The 21928-nt window shown below is 40.4% G+C and carries 22 protein-coding genes; 15 read left to right on the top strand and 7 right to left on the bottom strand.

Annotation, left to right across the window (positions count from 1 at the left end):
* Positions 1-243: 243 nt before the first annotated feature.
* Positions 244-1404 (top strand): MFS transporter, encoded by a 1161-nt coding sequence (locus MKY27_RS15220; protein ID WP_339196095.1) that lies wholly within the window; start codon positions 244-246, stop codon positions 1402-1404.
* A gap of 15 nt (positions 1405-1419) precedes the next feature.
* Here MKY27_RS15220 and MKY27_RS15215 read toward each other — a convergent pair whose 3' ends face one another.
* From MKY27_RS15215 to MKY27_RS15200, 4 genes are all read right to left on the bottom strand, one after another.
* Positions 1420-1656, bottom strand: coding sequence for a carboxypeptidase (locus tag MKY27_RS15215; protein ID WP_339196093.1), 237 nt, complete (start codon positions 1654-1656; stop codon positions 1420-1422).
* A gap of 161 nt (positions 1657-1817) precedes the next feature.
* Positions 1818-3179 carry a 23S rRNA (uracil(1939)-C(5))-methyltransferase RlmD gene (gene rlmD, locus MKY27_RS15210; protein WP_339199762.1) on the bottom strand — a complete coding sequence of 454 codons (1362 nt, stop codon included), beginning with the start codon at positions 3177-3179 and terminating at the stop codon, positions 1818-1820.
* Positions 3180-3310: 131 nt separating this feature from the next.
* A complete protein-coding gene (locus MKY27_RS15205) occupies positions 3311-4102 on the bottom strand; it encodes a polysaccharide deacetylase family protein (RefSeq protein WP_339196092.1) in 792 nt (263 codons plus the stop codon).
* A 49-nt stretch (positions 4103-4151) separates the two neighbouring features.
* Positions 4152-5051 (bottom strand): TIGR01777 family oxidoreductase, encoded by a 900-nt coding sequence (locus MKY27_RS15200; protein ID WP_339199759.1) that lies wholly within the window; start codon positions 5049-5051, stop codon positions 4152-4154.
* Between the two features lie 109 nt (positions 5052-5160).
* Here MKY27_RS15200 and recX point away from each other — a divergent pair, with 109 nt between their 5' ends.
* From recX to MKY27_RS15185, 3 genes are read left to right on the top strand one after another with little or no spacing between them, the layout of a single operon-like run.
* On the top strand, positions 5161-5976 hold the full coding sequence (recX, locus tag MKY27_RS15195; RefSeq protein ID WP_339196091.1) for a recombination regulator RecX: 816 nt from the start codon (positions 5161-5163) through the stop codon (positions 5974-5976).
* Positions 5969-6298: a YfhH family protein gene (locus MKY27_RS15190; RefSeq protein WP_079523624.1), complete on the top strand. Its 330-nt coding sequence runs from the start codon at positions 5969-5971 to the stop codon at positions 6296-6298. The genes recX and MKY27_RS15190 overlap by 8 nt, the downstream gene beginning before the upstream one ends.
* A gap of 1 nt (position 6299) precedes the next feature.
* A complete protein-coding gene (locus MKY27_RS15185; RefSeq protein WP_339196090.1) occupies positions 6300-6569 on the top strand; it encodes a YfhJ family protein in 270 nt (89 codons plus the stop codon).
* Positions 6570-6651: 82 nt separating this feature from the next.
* Here MKY27_RS15185 and MKY27_RS15180 read toward each other — a convergent pair whose 3' ends face one another.
* On the bottom strand, positions 6652-7641 hold the full coding sequence (locus tag MKY27_RS15180; protein ID WP_339173597.1) for a metal-dependent hydrolase: 990 nt from the start codon (positions 7639-7641) through the stop codon (positions 6652-6654).
* A gap of 114 nt (positions 7642-7755) precedes the next feature.
* On the opposite strand from MKY27_RS15180, the gene mutY reads away from it, so the two are divergent.
* From mutY to nikC, 9 genes are all read left to right on the top strand, one after another.
* Entirely contained in the window at positions 7756-8814 is a 1059-nt protein-coding gene (gene mutY / locus MKY27_RS15175; protein ID WP_339173595.1) for an A/G-specific adenine glycosylase, read from the top strand.
* 45 nt (positions 8815-8859) lie between these two features.
* On the top strand, positions 8860-9183 hold the full coding sequence (locus MKY27_RS15170; protein WP_339196089.1) for a hypothetical protein: 324 nt from the start codon (positions 8860-8862) through the stop codon (positions 9181-9183).
* 246 nt (positions 9184-9429) lie between these two features.
* The gene (locus tag MKY27_RS15165) at positions 9430-9978 is read left to right on the top strand and encodes a DUF402 domain-containing protein (protein ID WP_339199757.1); all 549 of its coding nucleotides are present in this window, start codon (positions 9430-9432) and stop codon (positions 9976-9978) included.
* Positions 9979-10130: 152 nt separating this feature from the next.
* On the top strand, positions 10131-11855 hold the full coding sequence (locus tag MKY27_RS15160) for an ABC transporter ATP-binding protein (RefSeq protein WP_339199755.1): 1725 nt from the start codon (positions 10131-10133) through the stop codon (positions 11853-11855).
* 151 nt (positions 11856-12006) lie between these two features.
* The gene (locus tag MKY27_RS15155; RefSeq protein ID WP_079523618.1) at positions 12007-13026 is read left to right on the top strand and encodes an ABC transporter ATP-binding protein; all 1020 of its coding nucleotides are present in this window, start codon (positions 12007-12009) and stop codon (positions 13024-13026) included.
* Positions 13001-13978 (top strand): dipeptide ABC transporter ATP-binding protein, encoded by a 978-nt coding sequence (locus MKY27_RS15150; RefSeq protein ID WP_339196088.1) that lies wholly within the window; start codon positions 13001-13003, stop codon positions 13976-13978. Before MKY27_RS15155 ends, MKY27_RS15150 begins: the two co-directional genes overlap by 26 nt.
* Positions 13979-14010: 32 nt before the next feature.
* Positions 14011-15654, top strand: coding sequence for an ABC transporter substrate-binding protein (locus MKY27_RS15145; protein WP_339196087.1), 1644 nt, complete (start codon positions 14011-14013; stop codon positions 15652-15654).
* An 84-nt stretch (positions 15655-15738) separates the two neighbouring features.
* A complete protein-coding gene (locus MKY27_RS15140) occupies positions 15739-16743 on the top strand; it encodes an ABC transporter permease (RefSeq protein ID WP_339196086.1) in 1005 nt (334 codons plus the stop codon).
* Positions 16744-16759: 16 nt separating this feature from the next.
* The gene (gene nikC / locus MKY27_RS15135) at positions 16760-17650 is read left to right on the top strand and encodes a nickel transporter permease (protein ID WP_339196084.1); all 891 of its coding nucleotides are present in this window, start codon (positions 16760-16762) and stop codon (positions 17648-17650) included.
* A 253-nt stretch (positions 17651-17903) separates the two neighbouring features.
* On the opposite strand, the gene MKY27_RS15130 is transcribed toward nikC, so the two are convergent.
* A complete protein-coding gene (locus MKY27_RS15130) occupies positions 17904-18998 on the bottom strand; it encodes an aromatic acid exporter family protein (protein WP_339196082.1) in 1095 nt (364 codons plus the stop codon).
* Between the two features lie 69 nt (positions 18999-19067).
* The gene (locus MKY27_RS15125; RefSeq protein WP_339196080.1) at positions 19068-20354 is read right to left on the bottom strand and encodes a glutamate-1-semialdehyde 2,1-aminomutase; all 1287 of its coding nucleotides are present in this window, start codon (positions 20352-20354) and stop codon (positions 19068-19070) included.
* A 133-nt stretch (positions 20355-20487) separates the two neighbouring features.
* Between MKY27_RS15125 and bcp the strand changes: the two genes are divergently transcribed.
* Both bcp and MKY27_RS15115 read left to right on the top strand, forming a co-directional pair.
* Entirely contained in the window at positions 20488-20955 is a 468-nt protein-coding gene (gene bcp, locus MKY27_RS15120; protein ID WP_339196079.1) for a thioredoxin-dependent thiol peroxidase, read from the top strand.
* Positions 20956-20978: 23 nt separating this feature from the next.
* Positions 20979-21926 (top strand): D-2-hydroxyacid dehydrogenase, encoded by a 948-nt coding sequence (locus MKY27_RS15115; protein WP_339199752.1) that lies wholly within the window; start codon positions 20979-20981, stop codon positions 21924-21926.
* Positions 21927-21928: the final 2 nt, after the last annotated feature.

Genomic DNA, 21928 nt, shown 5'->3' with positions numbered 1-21928 from the left:
AATACGAAGGAGATGGTCGGAAAAAGAATGTATAGACAAACTCAGGAAAAGGAGGACGTTTAAACATATACGGCTATTAATTGCCGATACGATTGTTTACGCAACGCAGAAATGGAATATAGTGATATTTAAAACCCTAGTTGACTTTTAGAGATAAAGTTGGCTAGGGTTTTTGAGTTTACTTTTATTTCTTCCAAAAGCTGTGATACGATATTTTGTATGAACTAAGGGAGAAAAATTGAAATGAGTTATGAACAGCGCAGATTTGCTATTTTAGTAATTATTGTATCAATATCAGGTTTTTCACAAGGAATGCTTTTACCTCTGATTTCAGTAATTTTTGAAGGGGATGGCGTATCGTCAACGCTCAATGGATTTAATGCAACAGGGTTATACATAGGAACACTATTAATTTCACCATTTATCGAGCAGCCATTACGAAAATATGGCTACAAACCAATTATTTTATTAGGTGGGGCACTCGTTTTCATATCACTGTTTTTATTCCTGTTATGGAAAAGTGTGATGTTTTGGTTTATTCTTCGTCTGTTAATTGGCATCGGGGATCATGCACTGCATTTTTCAACGCAAACTTGGATTACTTCAACAACAGCTGCACATAAACTAGGTAAAAGCATGTCAATATACGGCATATCTTTTGGTGTAGGCTTTGCTGTCGGACCGTTGTTTGTCCCGCTAATTAAAATTTCGGAAAGCTTTCCGTTTATTATTTCTTCGGCCTTATGTTTATTGGCATGGTCTTTAATATTTTTCGTGAAAAATGAAAAACCGGAAGCGTTGGCAGGAGATGCGAATGAATCTGGTTTCAAGCGTTACAGTCTCGCTGTAAAATATGGCTGGATTGCCTTTTTACCACCGTTTGTTTATGGATTTTTAGAGTCTTCTTTAAATGCTTTATTCCCGGTATATGCGTTACGAAAAGATTTTGATGTAGCTTATGTATCGATAATTTTGGCAGGCTTTTCAATCGGTGCGATTGTTATGCAATTTCCGCTTGGTGCATTAGGTGATAAAATTGGTCGCCATAAAGTCATTGTTTCAGGATTGCTCGCCGGAAGTATATTTTTCTTAATAGGAAACTTCTTGGAGTATTCCGAAATGTATGTAGCGGCAATGTTCTTTTTGGCAGGTATGTGTGTAGGATCGATGTTCTCGCTCGGTATCACATATATGACCGATTTGACTCCGAAAGAGCTGTTGCCGACAGGGAACTTGCTTTGTGGAATTTTCTTCAGCTTAGGCAGTTTAACCGGCCCGCTATTGGGCGGATTATATTTGGAGATTTTCCCGAGCAGCGGGTTTTTATTTGTGATTTCGCTCATGCTTCTGACAGTAGCCGTTATTATCCAGTTTTTTGGCAAGTCGAAAAAAACAGCTATATAAAAAGCAGACGTTCTCTTAATTGGAACGTCTGCTTTTTACTGAAAAGAAGACTATTGCTGTAGTAATCATTGCTAAAATTATGTAGATAAACACATTTAAATAATTTACACCACCAAATGTCACAGCAGCTTGAAGTGAGCTTGCTGAAGTTGCGGAGTTTTCATCATTGCTCGGAAAGATAAAGCCAGCAAAAGATGAAATCGCCCAATAAGAAATTATAAAAGTGATCACGACAAATAGAAATTTTTTCATATTAATACCTCCTGGCGAATTCTATTTTACATGAAAAGTAAAGATGAGGGGAGGTTCTGCTAAAATGATTATGGAAAAAAGCGGCGCAACCCTATTAAATAAGGTTCGCCGCTTTCATGTTATTTTGCTTCGGGATCTGGTTGGTGAAAACATAGATTTTACTATTTTTTTAAAGTCAATTTCACAACACATTCTACCTGTGCTGTTTGCGGGAACATATCAACCGGTTGAATATATTCTACGTTGTAAGCCTTTGATAATTCTTTTAAATCACGCGCTAGTGTTGATGGGTTACAAGATGTGTAGACAAAGCGCTTTGGTTTGATTTTTAATACAGTTCGAATAAAGCCCGGCTCTAAACCTGTACGAGGCGGATCCACACAAATGACATCCGGACGATAATCTTCTTTTGACCAGCGGAACAGCCATTTATCTGCAGAGCCTGGGAAGAAACGTACATGCTGCAGGTTATCGTTTGTACGTGCATTGTACTTCGCATCAGCAATTGCTTCATCGACATTATCCATACCACGCACTTCACGGGCACCTTCTGCCAGCCACATACCGATAGTCCCAACACCGCAGTATGCATCGACAACATTTTCTTTTCCTGTTAGTGCCGCGGCTTTTTTAATTTCATTGTATAAATGTACTGTTTGTTCAGGGTTAAGCTGGAAAAATGCACGAGTTGATAAATCAAATGCAAATTCGCCCAACTTTTCATGGATTGCGTCTTTTCCATCTAAAATATAAGTGTCCGGACCAAATATTAACGATGTTTTCTCGCGGTTGACGTTTTGGGTAATAGAGACGATTGAAGGATCAATCTTTTTAATACGTTCAATCAATTCTTCTTTATGTGGCAGTTCACGGCGTGTTGTGACAAGACATACTTGTGTTTCGCCAGAGCGCATACCTGTACGTACAACAATTGTACGAACTAAGCCGTTTAACGTTTTCCCATCATAAATCGGAATATTTAGCTTTTGTAAAATTTTACGAGTAGCAACGGTAATCTTTGAAGTTACAGGGTGCTGTACAAGACAGTCGTTTATATTTAGTAGCTGGTTTGTTCCTTCTGCAAATAGACCTGCATATACACGCTTACCTTCTTTGCGTACTTGGAACTGAGATTTGTTACGGTAATGCCAAGGATTATCCATTCCGATTGTTGGGCGGATTTCAGCAGTTTGACCGATTTCTTTCGCATATTTTTCGAATGCTTGTACGACAATATCACGCTTATTCATTAACTGCGCATCATAAGTCATATGCTGTAATTGACAGCCACCACATTCAGAATACACAGGGCAAGGTGCTTCTTGACGGAATTCGCTTTCTTTACGTATTGCTAAAATTTCCGCTTCAGCAAATTTTGGTGATACTTTTGTTAATTTTACTGTTACTTCTTCTCCAGGAATCGCACCTTTTACGAATACGACATTGCGTTTATAAAAACCTACGCCTTCACCATTAATACCGAGGCGCTTTATTGTTAACGGGAACTTTTGCCCGACTTCCATTTTTATTTCACTCAAGTTTACACGTCCTTTAAATAGAGTAACTCGCACCAAAATTTAGTGCGAGTCACTTCCTTTTCTTCATCATTACAGTATAGCGGAAAGTACAATGAAAAGAAAGGAACGCTACTTTTCTAATACGGGGAAATGTTTTCGTATTCAAGCACCAAATCATCCAAAGAGCCGAATGTATAGCCTTGTGCTTTCGCATCTTTTATAAATTGAGGTAACGCTTCGGCATTATCCTGCGCTACTGTATGCATTAATATAATCGCGCCTGGGTGAAGCTGGTTCATCAATGCATCATATGCATATTTAGCACCGCGACGTTCATCCTTCAGCCAGTCTTTAAAAGCGATTGACCAGAACATATGGCGATAGCCCGCTTCATTTCCGACTTTCAGTACTTCTTCATTAAATATACCTTCCGGCGGTCGGGCATAGTAAGTCCGTTTGACACCAGTCAGTTCATTTAATTTATCATCAAACTGTTTCCATTCCTTCTTCATGCCTTCAGGGGTCAAGCGCGCCATATTCGGATGACCATATGAATGGTTTCCGATAATATGACCATCTTTCACCATTGTTTTTACTAAGTCGGTCGCGCTCGTTAAATAGTGGCCGGTCAAGAAGAAAGTGGCTGGAGCTTTTTCTTCCCGCAAAGTATTTAAAATACTCTCGGTATAGCCGTTTTCATAGCCGTTATCGAATGTTAAGTAAACAATTTTCTTTTCTTCATTCCCCTTATAAATCGCACCATATTTACTTAACATAGACTCAAGCGGTTCACCTATTTCTACAGGTGCACCATTACGGCTTGGCTTAAAGCCCCAATGAAATTCCTCTGCTTTTGCAACAGATACAGATATAAAGGAAATAAATGTGGCGATTAACACGAAGCTAATCCCTAAAATATGTTTTTTCAATGAAAAAGCAACCTCCTTTTACAAGGTAGGTTGCGTGAAAAGCATTGTTTTATTCATATAGATCACGAATTGCATTTTCTACAGAAACAAACTTAAATTCAAAATTGGCGTTTAGTAATTTTTCGGGTACGACATGCTGACCTTCCAGTACGAGCATACTTTTTTCGCCAAGAGCAAGTTTTAAAGCAATGCTTGGGACCGGAAACCAATGCGGACGATTCAGTGCTTTGCTAATTGAATGCCCAAATTGCTTCATTCGTTTTACATTCGGTGTCGTAAAATTAATCGGCCCTGATAAGGCATCATTTTCTATTGCATAAAGTATGGCACGTGCCACATCTTCTACATGAATCCAGCTAAGCCACTGTTTACCTGAGCCAATTGTTCCGCCGACACCAAGTTTATAAGGAAGTACCATCATCGGCAATGCACCTTCGCCTTTTTCCAAAATAACGCCAAAACGGGTTAAACAAGTACGAATGCCCATTTGTTGGGCCTGCATTGCTTTTTCTTCCCACTGTGCGACAACGCTTCCTAAAAAATCAGATGCTTTTTCGGTCGCTTGTTCCGTATAAACAGCTGTTTCGGAAACAGGATAAATACCAACAGCGCTTGCATTAATGAGTACTTTCGGTTTTTGCTTCACATTTTGAATAATACGGATGATTTCATCGGTAGACTCCAAACGGCTTGAGAGGATTTTTTGTTTTTGATCATCTGTCCACCGACCCTCATTTAGCGAGACCCCAGCTAAATTTACGAATGCATCCGTATTTTCAATATGATGCTCCGGTGTTGCACCATCATTTAGCCATTGCACATAATGGATACTATTTTCTGTTTTCGGCTTTCCCCGTGTCAAAACGATGACTTCGTGACCCTGTTCAAGTAATAGTTTGCTCAATCTCCTGCCAACCATTCCTGTACCGCCTGCAATTGCAACTTTTATAACAAACACCGCCTTTATGTCTTTTTGTTTCTATTAGTATACCGTTCCATGAAACTATAAGTAAAAAGATGTATACTAGAATGTACATTGTTATTGTGAGGTGTACACGGTGCAAGTCCAAATCATTACAAAAATTGGTCGTCAAAAAAACAATCAAGAGCGCTACAATATATACTTAAATGAAAAATATGCTTTTGCGGTAGATGAAGGCACACTTATTAAGTTCGGTCTGCAAAAAGGCAAAGTACTTGAGCAGATGGAAATAGATGAAATACAATATGAAGATGAAATTGCAAAAGCGTTTAACAAAGCACTTAACTTTTTAAGCTTCCAAATGCGCAGTGAACATGAAGTGAAAACCAAGCTTCTGAAAGCAGGGCATGGGGAAGCTGTTGTACAGGAAGCCATTCATAAATTAACCGGCTTAGGCTTTTTAAATGATGAAAGTTATTCAAAAGCACTGCTTGAAACGAGAAAGCGTACGACGAAAAAAGGGCCTGCTGCAATTCGTCAGGATCTGATGCAAAAAGGGATTGATAAAAATTTGCAGCAGAAAGTATTGGCGACATTTGAACATGATGAACAGGTAAAGCTTGCAATGGAATTGGCGGAAAAAGCCGTACGTTCCAATACAAACAAAACGCCGACACAAGTGAAGCAGAAAATTCAGGATGTGTTGTTGCGTAAAGGATATTCCTATGAGATTGTTAAAGAAATACTCGAGCAGATTACATTAGAGCGCGACGAAGACGAATGGTCCGAGCTAATAGAAGCTCAAGGCGAAAAAATTTGGCGCAAATATGCAGCCAAACTGACAGGGTCTGATCTTCGGCAAAAAGTTAAGCAGGCACTTTATCAAAAGGGCTTTCCAATAGAGAAAATCAATGAATATATAGAACAGAAGGAGCAACAACAAAATGAATGAATTAACATATAGTTCAATGTCTGAACAGGAATTACGTCAGGAAATTGCAAATTTACGAGAACGTGCAAGAAAAGCAGAACAGTTAGGGATTGTAAATGAATACGCTGTTTATGAGCGTAAAGCATTGATGGCTGAGGCATATTTAGTGGATCTATCCACTATTATTCCAGGTGAAATCTATCGTTTGAACGGATCGCCAGGTGAGTTTTTCCAAGTGGATTATTTAAAAGGCCGCTTTGCATGGGGACACCGATTAGGATCGGAACGTTTTGAAGAAGCATTACCAGTTTCTATTTTACGTCCAATGAAAGAAGGGAAGTAGCATGGAAGATTTATATCAAAGACTGACAGAACAATTATTAGAGAAAAACCCTGAATTACCGGCAGGTCGTGCCCGTACATGGGTGGAGTTATTGTGCAGCGATTTCGAGTCGACATCTGCCAAAGCCGGTGCGAATTACCGAGGCTCGGAATACACGGCTAAATTGGTGAGCCAGTTAATTGAAAGTTATGGTGATAAGCTTCATTTATTTGCGGCAAAAAATCCGAAATATGCGCAACTTTTAAATGACAGTGATGATACGTTGAATTAAAATTATTCAGCGATAATTTAGCTTCAACGGCAATTGCAATATAAAAAAAACCACCAGTTGGGGCTGGTGGTTTTCCGTTTTTTTAGTCATTGCCGGCTCCTATTTGCAGTCGTTTCTGTAATTTTTCTTCTGTGAAAATCCAGCCGGTATAAGAATTGACAATGTTAAGCTCTTTATCTAAGTGGGCGACAGCAACGAAAGGGTAACGATCATTACTGCGATAGCGTAAATCGATTAAACGCAGTTCTGTTACGCCGCTTTCAAGCTCTGAAATTTCCCAGCGGTAAAGTGGTGAAAACGATAAGAAGGCAGCTAAGTTTGGATCTTTTATCGCTTTTTCGACGAGCTCAGTTTTCGGAATCGGTTCAATTTTGAACTTATCGTAAATATTGACCGATCTGCGATAGGCACGGCCGACATAGAAGTGCGTTTTAGATTTAGCGGCAACTTTCCAATGGAAAAAGCGCATTGTCGGAGCGACAATTACAAATTCTTCGTCCTGCAGTTCATGATGAACCGCATTTTTGACCGCCTTTTGAAGAGCAAAACGTAAAATATAATAGAAGAAAATAATGATATACATGACCGTAAATGTGAGCACAGGCTCTGTCCCTAATAACCAAAGTAAAATACCGATACAATGCAACGTAAATATAATCGGATCGAATGTATTAATAACACCGAGTGCAACCCACTTTTTTGAAAACGGACGCAATGCCTGTGTGCCGTATGCGTTGAAAATATCTACAAACACATGTAAAAATACGGCGATTTGTGTCCATAGCCATACATTGAACAGATGGACATCAGGCAAAATAAGAGCGAGTACACCTGTTATTAAGAGAGGCCATAGTAAAACGGCCGGTATTGAATGTGTAATCCCGCGATGATGGCGTATATAAACCGCATTATTCCGAAGTTTTAAAACCGTATCAATATCCGGTGCCTGTTGTCCGATAATCGTTCCAGCCATTACAGCTGTAAAGGTCATGGAATGACTTGCGACAGTCGGGTCTACAAGTGCTAGGCCTCCGATAGCAATGCCCATGACGAGATGTGTGCCTGAATCCAAATGTATCAACCCCTCGATCTTAAAACCGTTCGAGAACGGAAAAATTTAGCAATAGTATCCACATTATAATATACCCTTTTTAAAGGAAATAAAATCGAATTTTTGGAGGACAATGTGAACTATCCATATACAAAACAATTTCGCCAGGCTTTAGTGCAATGGTTTTTGGAAGAACAACGAGATTTGCCTTGGCGCCGTACGAAAGAGCCCTATCATATCTGGGTGTCTGAAGTAATGCTGCAGCAAACAAGAGTCGATACAGTCATTCCATATTACAACCGTTTTATAGAAAAATACCCGACAGCGGAAAGCTTAGCCTATTCCCCGGAAGAAGAGCTGCTTAAAATGTGGGAAGGACTAGGGTATTATTCCCGTGTCCGGAATTTGCAAGCAGGTGTCAGGGAAGTAGTCGAAGTGTACGGCGGGAAAGTACCGGATAACCGCATCGATATATCAAAGCTTAAAGGTGTTGGACCTTATACAGCAGGAGCAATATTAAGTATTGCTTACGGAAAGCCGGAGCACGCTGTAGATGGAAATGTTATGCGTGTACTTAGTCGTGTATTAAATATAGATGCAGATATTGCTTTGCCGAAAACAAAGAAAATTTTTGAACAGGCAGTAACGGAACTGATTGATCCTGAAAATACATCTGCTTTTAATCAAGGACTGATGGAGCTCGGGGCACTAATTTGTACCCCAACTTCACCAAAATGCTTATTATGCCCGGTACGTGATTATTGCACAGCATTCCATGAAGGTGATCCTTCCAGCTTGCCGGTTAAATCCAAAAAGCTGAAAACAAAAAATATTGATTATGATGTATATATTATCCGTGATCAGGAAGGACGCTTTTTAATGGAGAAACGTCCGGAAAATGGCCTCCTTGCAAACATGTGGCAGTTTGTAATGATAGAACGCCAGACAGATGAAAGTAGTTTAACCAAAGTGGAAAAACAATATAACGTCACTTTGGAGCACAATTTTAAGGAACCGATTTTAAGTTTCAAACATGTGTTTTCTCATTTGAAATGGCAAATTGAAAGCTATTTAGTGGATGCAGTTGAAGTGAATGGCAATACGGAAAATACAGCATTCTTTACTAAAGAGCAAATTGCCAAATTACCAATGCCTGTACCGATGTTGAAAATCTGGGAAAAAATCAATGCATAATTCTTTTATCACCAGACCACAATAATGGTCATGGAGGTGACAAAGATGAGTCGCAATGAACAAAACCGTAATAAACAAAACCAACGTAATAATAACAATAACCAGCAAAACAACTTTGAGGAGTTTGGTCAAGAACTAAACTTCAACGAATTTGATCAGCAAAACCAAAACCAAAAGCAAAATCAAAACCAAAACCAAAAACAAAATAACCGTCAAAACAACCGACAAAACAACCGACAAAACAATATCCTTGAAGAGTTCGGCCTAGACGAAGACTTCAATGAAGTTCAACAACAAAACCAAAAACAGCAACGCGAGCAAGAGCAGCGTAACGCACAATTCGCGAAACGTAACAACAACAACTTCTAAGGAAGTGCAGAAAGATGTTCTGAAGGTATAAACTTTCAGAGCATCTTTTTTGTTTTAAAACGAAGGAGTAGGGAAATCATAAAACAACTGGCTTAGTTTTAATATGTGCAACTATAAAGGATACGCGATAATTTTCACGCAAAATTGAAAATAATTGCATTCGAACTACAAGTTTTGCCAAAGCATTGTTATAATACAATAAAGACTGCTAGAATTTTTAGCTAAGACGAAAAGGTGGGCTTTATGATGGCATTACCGGTTGAAGGAGAAAAAATCCAAATACATAGTTATAAGCACAATGGTAATATCCACCGTGTCTGGCAAGAAACGATGGTATTAAAAGCAACAAAAAATATTATTATCGGTGCAAATGAAAAAACACTCGTTACGGAATCGGATGGTCGCACCTGGCTGACACGTGAGCCCTCGATTTGTTACTTTCATGCAGAGCATTGGTTCAATATTATTTGTATGTTGCGTGATGACGGTGTGTATTACTATTGCAACATCAGTTCACCGTTTGTGTTTGATAACAACTGCTTAAAGTATATTGACTATGATTTGGACGTAAAAGTGTTTCCGGATATGACTCATGCCTTATTGGATGAAGATGAGTATGAGCAGCACAGATTGGAAATGAACTACCCTGAAGTCATAGATAAAATTTTACAGCGGAATGTTAAAACATTGGTAAGCTGGATTGAACAACGCCGTGGACCATTTGCTCCGGATTTCATAGAATCCTGGACAAATCGGTATCTCTTATTAAGTGAAATTCAGGCAAATAAAGAGTAAATGAGACACAAGTAACTTTTTTATGTTGCTTGTGTTTTTCTTTTGGGTAAAGTACATGAGTAAATGTTTAATGGGGAATTATGTTATGATAATTGCTGTTGCAAAATTTCTGGAGGGAAGTGTTTTTTGCATTGGATAGTATTAAACGTTATATGCGGTTCGTTAAGCCGTATAAACTGCTTTTATTTTTAACAATCGTAATCGGCATACTAAAATTTGCGATTCCGCTATTTTTACCGTGGCTCCTGCAAATAATTATCGATGATATATTGTTAAATGATGGTATGTCTACAGAAGAAAAAACAAGCCAGTTGTTTACATGGATCGGCATTGCACTCGTCTTGTTTTTTGTTATTCGACCACCAATCGAATATTACCGCCAATACTTTGCGCAAAACTTGAGTAATAATATTTTATTTGATATACGTAAAGAATTGTATGGCCATTTACAGAAGCTAAGCTTAAAGTATTATGCGAATACGCGAGCCGGAGAAGTTATTTCGCGTGTCATTAATGATGTTGAGCAAACAAAAAACTTTGTTATGACCGGATTGATGAACTTATGGCTCGATTTGGCGACCATTTTAATCGTAATCGGTGTCATGTTTGCAATGGATGTAAAGTTGACGCTTGTATCGCTTATCGCACTGCCGTTTTACGCATTTAGTGTTAAGTATTTCTTCGGAAGACTTCGCAGCTTAACGAAGGAACGCTCACAGGCTCTAGCGGGTGTTCAAAGTTATTTACATGAACGTGTTGCCGGGATGAGCATCATCAAAAGTTTTACATTGGAAAAGCACGAACAGAAGATTTTCGATGAAACGAACGGAGAGTTCCTTAATAAAGCGCTTGACCATTCACGCTGGAACGCCAAATCTTTTGCTGTCGTTAATACCATTACAGATATGGCACCGCTGATCGTAATTGGCTATGCAGGTTATCAGTATTTGCAAGGCGACTTATCTATCGGTGTACTTGTTGCGTTTTATGCCTATATTGAACGCTTGTATGGACCGCTTCGCCGATTGGTGAGTTCATCGACAACATTGACTCAGTCAATTGCCTCGATGGACCGTATGTTTGAACTGATGGATGAGAAATATGAAGTTCAAAATAAGGCTAACGCGATGGTGTTACCCGCAGCAAAAGGGAAGCTTCAATTTGATCGAGTTACATTCAAGTATGATAAAGGTGGCAACACAATTTTAAATGAAGTGGACTTCACAATTGAACCTGGACAAACTGTTGCTTTCGTAGGTATGAGCGGCGGGGGGAAATCGACAATCGTCAGCTTAATCCCGCGCTTCTATGATGTAACGGAGGGAGCGATAAAAATTGATGATCAAAACGTTAAAGATGTAACGATTGAATCATTACGCTCACAAATTGGAATAGTATTGCAGGATAATATTTTGTTTAGTGATTCAGTGAAACAGAATATTTTAATGGGAAATCCGCATGCGACAGATGAGGAAATCGTTGCTGCTGCCAAAGCGGCGAATGCCCATGACTTTATTATGGGATTACCGGAAGGCTATGACACGAAAGTAGGAGAACGTGGTGTCAAACTTTCAGGCGGGCAGAAGCAGCGTGTAGCAATTGCACGAGTATTTCTAAAAAATCCGCCAATTCTAGTATTGGATGAGGCGACTTCTGCACTCGATCTGGAAAGTGAAGCACTAATTCAAGATTCCCTCGACCGTTTAGCACATGAGCGGACGACGATCATTATTGCTCACCGCCTGTCTACAATTACCCATGCCGACAACATTTTCGTCATCGAACACGGAGAAGTTGTAGAATCCGGCACCCATCAACTACTAATGGAGCAACAAGGAGCATATTATAACTTATTCCAAGTACAAAAATTAGATTAAATTTAAGTGACTATGTTGAAATAAATCAGCATGGTCACTTTTTTTATGCATAATTGAAAATACATTTTTTTACGATAATGTTGTAAATTAGTAGATGTTATAATATCATATTTTCAAATACTTTTAATCTTCAGAAAATTGGGGTGGTTAAATGAGTCGAAAAGCTGTGCTTGAAGTGAGAGAGTTAGAAACGACATTTTTTTCAGACAGTGGAAAGGTTGCAGCTGTCGATCGAATAAGCTTTTCAATTCATGAAGGGGAAATTCTCGCCATCGTAGGGGAGTCCGGCTGTGGTAAAAGTGTTACTTCCCTCTCTATTATGGGCCTTGTACCGAGTCCTCCCGGAAAAATAACAAATGGAGAAATTTTATTGAAAGGGCAAGATATTTCGAAACTATCTGATAAGCAAATGCGCAAAATCCGAGGCAATGAAATCGCGATGATTTTCCAGGAGCCGATGACTTCGCTGAATCCGTTGTTTACAATCGGAAATCAATTGATCGAAGCAATCCGAATCCACCATCCGAAATGGTCAAAAAAAGAAGCGAGTGCCCGGGCGGTGGAAATCATGAAGCTGGTCGGTTTGCCGCGCGCGGAACAGTTGCTTAAAGACTATCCACATCAGCTGTCGGGAGGGATGCGGCAACGTGTAATGATTGCGATGGCCCTTGTATGTAATCCGAAAGTACTTATTGCCGACGAACCGACAACAGCCCTCGATGTAACAATCCAAGCCCAAATTTTAAAGTTAATGAGAGATTTAAATGAACGGCTGAACACTGCTGTTTTACTCATTACACATGATTTAGGTGTTGTTGCGGAAACTTGTGAGCGCGTCATTGTTATGTATGCAGGGCAAATCGTAGAAGAAGCTCCGGTTAATGAAATATTTAGAAACCCGCAGCATCCTTATACGAAAGGGCTTATCCAATCGGTACCGGATATGCGTTATAAAAAGGATACGCTTTATTCGATACCTGGCAATGTTCCGAAACCGGGTTCCATTTTGGAAGGCTGCCGTTTTGCAGCACGTTGTGAATATGCATTCGATCGTTGTTTAACAAATAACCCTCCGCTATATGAATCATCGGGTACACATAAAGCAAGATGCTTCTTATTGGATATGGAAGAAGGGGGAGTTACACATGTCGAAAGTGCTGCTGAAAGTTGACAATTTAAAAAAGTATTTCCCAATCCGGCATGGGATGTTTGCACGTCATGTCGGTGATGTGAAGGCTGTGGATGACGTTTCGTTTGAGCTTTATGAAGGTGAAACATTAGGCATTGTTGGAGAATCCGGTTGCGGGAAATCTACTACTGGTCGAGCGATTATGCGTTTGCATGAACCGACAGACGGCCAGGTGACATTTGATGGCGTGGAGCTTACAAAGTTAAACAGCGAACAAATGCGGAAAGTCCGGAGAGAAATTCAAATGGTGTTTCAGGATCCTTATGCTTCATTAAATCCAAGACATACGGTTGAAAAAATTTTAGAGGAACCGTTAATTGTCCACGGAATCGGGAATGCGAAGGAACGCAAAAGGAAAGTCCATGAATACTTGGAAATCGTCGGTTTAAGCTCCTATCATGCAAAGCGCTATCCTCACCAGTTTAGCGGCGGACAAAGACAGCGTATTGGTATCGCCAGAGCCTTAATGACAAATCCGAAACTGATTATTGCAGATGAACCGGTATCTGCCCTGGACGTATCGATTCAAGCACAAGTTTTAAATTTAATGCAGCGATTGCAGGAAGATTTGAAACTGACATATATATTTATTGCCCATGATTTAGGGGTTGTGCGACATATTAGTGACCGGGTAGGCGTGATGTACTTAGGCAGGCTAGTCGAAATTGCGGAAAGTGAATCGTTGTATCATGAGCCATTACATCCTTATACACAAGCGCTTTTATCGGCTGTACCAATTCCGGATCCGCAGTTTGAGCGGGAACAGCTATTGCTGAAAGGTGATATACCGAGTCCGTCAAACCCGCCGACAGGATGCACATTCCATACACGCTGTCCTTTTGCGATGGATAAGTGCAAACAGGTAATTCCGATGCTCCAGCAAGTTAAACCAGGTCATTCTGTTGCGTGTCATTTATATGAAACGCCACAATGATAATAGATTAAAAAGTCTAGGGGGTTTTTTTATTGAGGAAAGGTAAATTGTATTTAGTAAGTCTTATGATGCTATTAATAATGTCATTATTTTTAGCTGCTTGTGGTGCTGACGATGCAGAAACATCATCCTCAGAATCAGGCAACGATTCAAGTACAAGTACAGACAGCAGTACGACAGACGATTCAAGTTCTTCAACACCTCAAGTTTTAGTATTTGGTCGTGGAGCAGATTCAGTTTCACTTGATCCAGGTATCGTAACAGATGGCGAATCATTCAAAGTAACACAAAACCTATTTGAAACATTACTGAACTTCGGGGAGCAAGATACAACGATCAACCCTGGACTAGCAAAAGAATGGGAAGTAAGTGAAGACGGTTTAACTTACACATTCCAGCTTCAAGAAGGTGTAAAATTCCATGACGGCACAGACTTCAATGCAGAAGCGGTTATTAAAAATATCAATCGCTGGAAAGGTGGAAAAGAGGAAGATTTCTACTATTTCAACTCTATGTTTAAAGCAGAGGGCGAAGATATTATTAAAGATGTAACGGCAGAAGGAGACTACACAGTTGTATTCACACTTTCTCGTCCACAGGCACCATTCCTTAAAAACTTGGCCATGAGCCCGTTCGGAATTGGTTCACCAACTGCATTTGAAGCAGCAGGCGATAAATTCGGCGATAACCCTGTAGGTACAGGTCCATTTAAATTTACAGAATGGAAACGTAATGACTCAATCACGATTGAGAAATTTGAAGATTACTGGCAAGATGGTTTCCCGAAATTAGATAAAGTTATCTTCCGTTCAATTCCGGATAACTCTGCACGTTTAAATGAATTAATGGCAGGCAATATCGATTTAGCTGATGGCGTTAACCCTTCAGACGGTAAAACAGTGGAAGGCGATTCTACGTTACAACTGATTGAACGTCCATCGATGAACATTGGCTATTTAGGTTTAACGAATACACGCGCACCATTTGATAACAAACTGGTACGTCAAGCGGTGAACTATGCAATCGATAAACAGGCGATTGTCGATGCGTTCTTTGAAGGACGTGCAGAAGTGGCGGCAAATCCGATGCCACCATCAATTAGCGGTTACAATGATGCAATTTCCCCATATCCGTATGATCCTGAAAAAGCGAAATCTTTATTAGCTGAAGCTGGCTATGACGGAAAGGAAATTGAGTTATGGGCAATGCCGGTACCTCGTCCATATATGCCGGACGGAGCGAAAGTGGCGGAAGTTATTCAGAAAAACTTAGAAGATGTCGGTATCCCATCGAAAATCGTAACATTTGAATGGGCAACATATTTAGAAAAAGCGAAAAATGGTGAAGCCGATGCATTCATGCTTGGCTGGACTGGTGATAATGGGGATGCAGACAACTTCATCTACACATTATTAGACAAAGACAATATCGGTTCAAACAACTATGCGTACTATACTAACGAAGAAGTTCATAGTCTATTAATTCAGGCACAGTCTGAAACAGATGAAAATGTGCGTAATGAATTATACAAAAAAGCACAGGAAATCATTCATGACGATGCGCCATGGGTTCCGCTTGCACACTCTACACCATTACTTGCAGCAAAAGCAGGTGTGAATGGGTTCTTGCCACACCCGACAGGCTCTGATAAACTGCATAACGTTTCAATGGAGTAATAGAAAGTTAAGTGAAAGGGGAGGAATATTCCTCTCCTTTTTTTCAACTAGTAGAAACATACATTCATAAAAGGGGTGAAGAGCATGCTTCACTACATTGGCAAACGTCTACTGCATTTAATACCTGTATTACTCGGGATGACCTTTTTAGTATTTCTGATTATTCGTGCCATTCCCGGTGATCCGGCACAAGTCATTTTAGGACAGCAAGCTACTGCAGATGCAATCGCGGCACTTCGCCTGAAACTGGGCCTCGATAATCCGTGGTATGTTCAATATTTCGACTACTTAAAAGGGATTGTAACGGGAGATTTGGGGGAGTCATTAAGAACGAGGCAGCCGATTTCTTCTGAAATGTGGCCCTATTTGGCAGCTACATTTGAACTGGCATTTTTCGCGATGATTATTGCAATTATCGTCGGGGTAAATGCAGGGATTGTCTCGGCATGGTTTCAAAATTCATGGTTTGATTACTTAGCGATGGTGATTGCTTTAATCGGTGTTTCGATGCCGATTTTCTGGTTAGGTTTAATGGAACAATGGGCATTCGGTATTCAGCTGGGCTGGTTGCCGACATCGGGACGGGAAGAAGTGCGGGATCCGGTTACGGCCATTACCCACTTTTACTTAATTGATACATTATGGCAAGGCCGGTTTGATCAATTTATTGTTGTGTTAAAGCACTTATTATTACCTGGCATTGCACTTGCAACGATTCCGACGGCGATTATTGCACGTATGACAAGAGCCTCGATGTTGGAAGTAATGCGTTCGGATTTTGTTCGTACAGCTCGGGCAAAAGGTCAAAAAATGTTCGTTGTTGTTTATAAGCATGCACTGAAAAATGCGTTGATTCCTGTTTTGACAGTAGTCGGCTTGCAAACGGGTATGCTTTTAGGCGGCGCCATCTTAACGGAAACAATATTTAGTTGGCCGGGAATTGGGCGCTATATATATGAAGCGATAGGATTCCGCGATTATCCTGTTATCCAGTCAGGTATTTTAATCGTTGCCTTTTTATTCGTAATGATTAACCTGATTGTTGACCTTTTATATACAGTGATTGATTCGCGCATTAAATACAACTAGAGAGGAGGCGCATAGCATGGCTGAAATTATACAAAATCAAGTTCAGAGAATTGAAGAAGAACGAGTAAAGGGACCGTGGCAAGAGGCGTGGACGAATTTCAAGAAAAGTAAGTCTGCGCTGTTCGGCAGTGCAATTGTGTTATTCTTTGTGCTTCTGGCAATACTTGGCCCTTTGTTTGCACCACAAGGTATAAACGAGCAAAATTTAAGTATGCGTCTGCAGCCTCCATCTGCTGATTTCTGGTTTGGAACAGACGATCTCGGTCGTGATATCTTTTCGCGAATTTTACATGGGGCCCGCATCTCGTTGACGGTTGGTTTATCGGCTGTATTAATCTCAGCAGTTGCCGGCAGTTTTTTGGGGATTATCGCAGGTTACTATGGTCGTTGGGTTGATACGATTATTTCGAGGATTTTTGATATTATGCTTGCGTTTCCAAGTATATTATTGGCAATCGCCATTGTATCGATCTTAGGCCCGTCATTACAAAACGCATTAATTGCGATTGCGGTTATTAATATACCGAACTTCGGCCGACTGATCCGGTCACGGGTGCTTAGTATAAAAGAGGAAGAGTATATTCATGCTGCAAGAGCAATCGGTATGAAAAACTCCCGGATATTATGGAAGCATATTTTGCCGAACTCGATGACCCCCGTAATCGTACAGGGGACACTGGCGATTGCGACAGCGATTATCGAAGCGGCAGCACTAGGGTTTTTAGGACTTGGTGCAGAAGCGCCTCAGCCGGAATGGGGGAAAATGCTTGCGGATGCGCGGATGTTTTTACTAAACGCACCATGGGCTATGATTTTCCCTGGACTTGCAATTATGCTGACTGTAATCGGATTTAACCTGATGGGAGACGGATTGCGGGATGCACTTGATCCGAAGATGAAAAGTTAAAAGAGGCTGGGACATAAGTATAATTATTGCTAAATAAAAGGAAAGCCTTTATTAAGAAATGGATATATTGCAAAATTGATTGGAATGGAGGGCGACTCCTGCGGGGAATAGCGTGACGCCTGAGACTACAGGCTCAGGCCACGCCCGCGGAAAGCGTCCCGGAATGGAAATCAATTTTAACGCTCAGCAAAAAAATGCTATTTTTCTCTCAGAGAAAAATAGCATTTTTGGGTTATGTCCCAACCTCTTTTATTTAGTAAAACTCCGATTCCAGGTCGAGGTTTTTTTCCTCACTGTGGAAGCTGCGATAGGAAACGATCAGTGTATCAAGATGCTCCAGGTTTTCCTCGTAATCTAATATCCGCGATAAAATATAAAGCAGATGGTAGCTTGAAAACTGTTCATCTTCTTCTGCCTCTTCCTGAGCAAGGGCAATCTGCTTGATAAACTGCTCCATTAGCTCACTGCCTTGCAAATATTCATCGTGACGTGTCCACTTAGAATGTTCCGGCCTAAGCTTTCCGGTATATTTCAATAATAGTTGTTCATGATAGGTTAACAGGAAGTCTAAGCGTTCCTGAATAATTACTTGAAATTTACTCGGTAACTTCCCGAGCTCATTTTCATGTTTGTGTAGACGAACAAGCAACTCATAGCTTTTTTTAGATGTTAATAACATTTGACGGTAAATAACAAGCTTTCGGGCTTTCACATACTTCCGGTTTTTGAAATAGCTGCGTTCTTCTTTGAAAAAACCATACATTGTATCAATTTCATTTAGTCGGGACTGCAATTTATTTACCGCCATTTTCGTGGATGTATGTTCACTAGCTTGGCGAACGGCCAAACGTGTCCAGCGAATGATATCGTCCTGGACAGAGTTGATCATTTTAAATAATTTTATTTCGTATTTAGGCGGTATAAATAACATATTGACAACGAAAGCAGCAAAAACACCCAGCATGACAGTACTGAATCGGATTAAACCAAACATTAGAAAATCATCGCCCGGTACTTCCATAATGGCAATCATCGTTACGAGTGCCAGTGAAATGGATTTTTCGAGCTTTAGCTTCATCATAATGCCAAGGACGACAATAGCGGCAATACCGACAGCCACGATATGATGTCCAAAGATGAGCCCGAAGAGGACAGCAACGGTAGCGCCGATTATATTACCCTGTATTTGCTCTAAAATTGTAAGATAAGAGCGGTAAATAGAAGGCTGGATTGCGAATACAGCAGCAATTGCAGCAAACACAGGTGACGGTACATTTAGTATTTGAGCCAAAAATAAAGCAAAAACGATTGCAACACCCGTTTTTAATACGCGTGCACCTAATTTCATATTCTTTTCCTCCTTTCCGGGGGAGTCAATGAAGAGAAGCCGCTATAAAATATATAGCGGCAATTGTTATTATAGTTGAGAAAATGCGCAATCTACTGCTTTTAACGTTTCTTCCACGTCTGCTTCTGTATGTTCTGTCGTCAAGAACCATGCCTCATATTTTGAAGGGGCTAAGTTGATGCCTTGGGATAACATTAATTTAAAGAAGCGACCGAACTTTTCGCCATCCGTATTTTCCGCCTGCTCATAGTTTTCCACTTTTACATCTGTAAAGTAAATTGCGAACGCGCCTTTTAAACGGTTTAATGTAATCGTCACATTATGTTTTTTGGCAGCTGCTAAAATACCTTCTTCAAGAAGAGCACCTAAGCGATCCATTTCTTCATAGATCCCCGGTTGCTGCAATACTTCAAGACATGCAATACCTGCTTGCATACTTGCAGGGTTTCCGGCCATTGTACCAGCCTGATATGCAGGGCCAAGAGGAGCAACTGTTTCCATAACTTCTTTACGACCACCGTATGCACCGATTGGCAGACCGCCGCCGATTACTTTCCCCATTGCGACTAAGTCCGGAGTTAAGCCGAGCATAGTATGTGCTGCACCGTAGTGGAAACGGAAAGCGGTAATAACTTCATCATGGATTGTTAATGCACCGTATTCTTTTGCGAGTGCATGTACATGTTCCAAAAATCCTTTATCCGGTTCTACAATCCCGAAGTTCCCGACGATTGGCTCAATTAAAATCCCGGCAACATCATTGCCCCATTTTTCCATTGCCAATGTAAATTCTTCTTTATTGTTGAAAGGTACGGTAATGACCTCTGTTGCGACTGCATGAGGAACACCGGCAGAGTCAGGTGAACCTAATGTTGCTGGACCTGATCCCGCTGCAACAAGTACTTGGTCGAAGTGACCGTGGTAGCAGCCGGCGAATTTAATAATTTTCGTACGCCCTGTAAATGCACGTGCAACACGTACACATGTCATCACAGCTTCTGTACCGGAGTTGTTAAAACGTACTTTATCCAATGTAGGAATGGCTTCTTTCAGCATTTTAGCGAATTTAATTTCATGCTCTGTCGGTGTACCGAATAATACGCCTGTTTCTGCAGCATGTGCGATGGCTTTTGCAATATGCGGATGGCCATGACCTGTAACGATCGGTCCGTAGGCTGCTAAATAATCGATGTAACGATTACCGTCCACATCCCAAAAGTATGCTCCTTTACCGCGGACCATGACAACAGGTGCTCCGCCGCCTACTGCTTTATAAGAACGGGATGGACTGTTTACCCCGCCGACGATATGTTCGAGTGCTTCTGCATGAAGCTGTTCAGATTTAGTATGATTCATAATTTATTCCTCCAAAATAGGTTACATGAAATGATTTCATATCTATTGTAGTATGTAATGAAAGGGAACGCCAAAGAAATTGAAGCATCGGGCATTGTTTTGTATCATAGAAGAAAATTTTGGAGGAATGGACATGACATTAGAAAATTTACAAGCACCGGGATTTGCATTGCAAAATGAAGAGGGGAAAACGGTTACGCTCGAAGAATATAAAGGCAAAAACGTTATTCTCTACTTCTACCCGAAAGATTTAACGCCTGGCTGTACAACACAGGCTTGCGACTTCCGCGATAAATATGAGGATTTCTCAGATTTGAATGCTGTAATTTTAGGTGTGAGTCTGGATGATGCAGCGAAACATACAAAGTTTATTGAAAAGCACGGATTGCCTTTTTCATTATTAGTCGATGAAAATCATGAAGTTGCTGAGAAATATGGTGTCTGGACATTAAAGAAAAATTTCGGAAAAGAGTATATGGGAATTGAACGTTCGACGTTCTTGATCAATGAAAAGGGGATCGTTGAAAAAGAGTGGCGTAAAGTCCGGGTGAAAAATCATATTGAAGATGTGTTAAACTATTTAAAAAATCGCACAAATTAATAGGTGCACAAAGGGGAATTATGATGGTAACGATTTATTTTACATTTGAACTACGCGACGATTTAAAGCAGCCGCTTTTGGCACAGTTTCCTCAAGTAGATTTTTTATTTGATAAGAAACTGGATGTGGAGAAACTGGCTCAAACAAATGTTTTAGTAACATATGGGGAAGATTTAAAGGAAGAGCACTTACAGCATGCAGACAAACTGCAATGGATTTTCGTTGCATCTGCAGGAATTGAAAAGATGCCGGCAGAAGCGATCGCGAAACGTAATATACTCGTTTCGAATGTGCGCGGGATACATAAGAAGCCGATGACTGAATCAATTTTAGCGCATATTTTAGCATTAAAACGAGTATTGCCGTTTATTTATGAACAGCAACAGAAGAAAGAATGGAATAAAAAGGCGCGTCCGACAGAGTTGAACGGTAGTACAGCGCTAATCATCGGCCCGGGTGCAATCGGCAGCGAAGTAGGACGGATTCTGCAGGCTTTTGATGTTCATACAATTGGCTGCAACCGCTCAGGCAACGAGGCTCCTTATATGAATGAGACATATAAGCTCGATGATTTAAAAGAGCAGTTACCGAAAGCGGATATTATTCTTTCAATGCTGCCATCTACTAAGGAAACGAAACATATGCTGACTCGAGAGCATTTTGAACTGATGAAGAGTTCAGCCATCTTTATGAATTTCGGGCGCGGGGACTTAGTGGAAACAGATACTCTTGTTGGCGTTTTACAGGACAAACTAATTGAACATGCTGTTTTGGATGTCTATGAAATTGAGCCATTACCGGCAGAAAGTCCATTATGGGATTTGAACAATGTTACACTTTCACCACATTTTTCAAGCCATTCTTCACGTTATTTAGAGCGCAGTTTGGATATTTTCAAACCTAGTCTGGAGAAATGGCTGAACGGGGAACGTGATTTAGAAAATAAAATGAATATTTTAAGAGGATACTAATT

The sequence above is a fragment of the Solibacillus sp. FSL R5-0449 genome, assembly GCF_037975215.1.
In the GTDB taxonomy this organism is placed as follows: Bacteria; Bacillota; Bacilli; order Bacillales_A; family Planococcaceae; genus Solibacillus.
The sequence above is the reverse complement of the archived record's forward strand: the minus strand, read 5'-3'. Positions and strand labels throughout refer to the sequence as shown.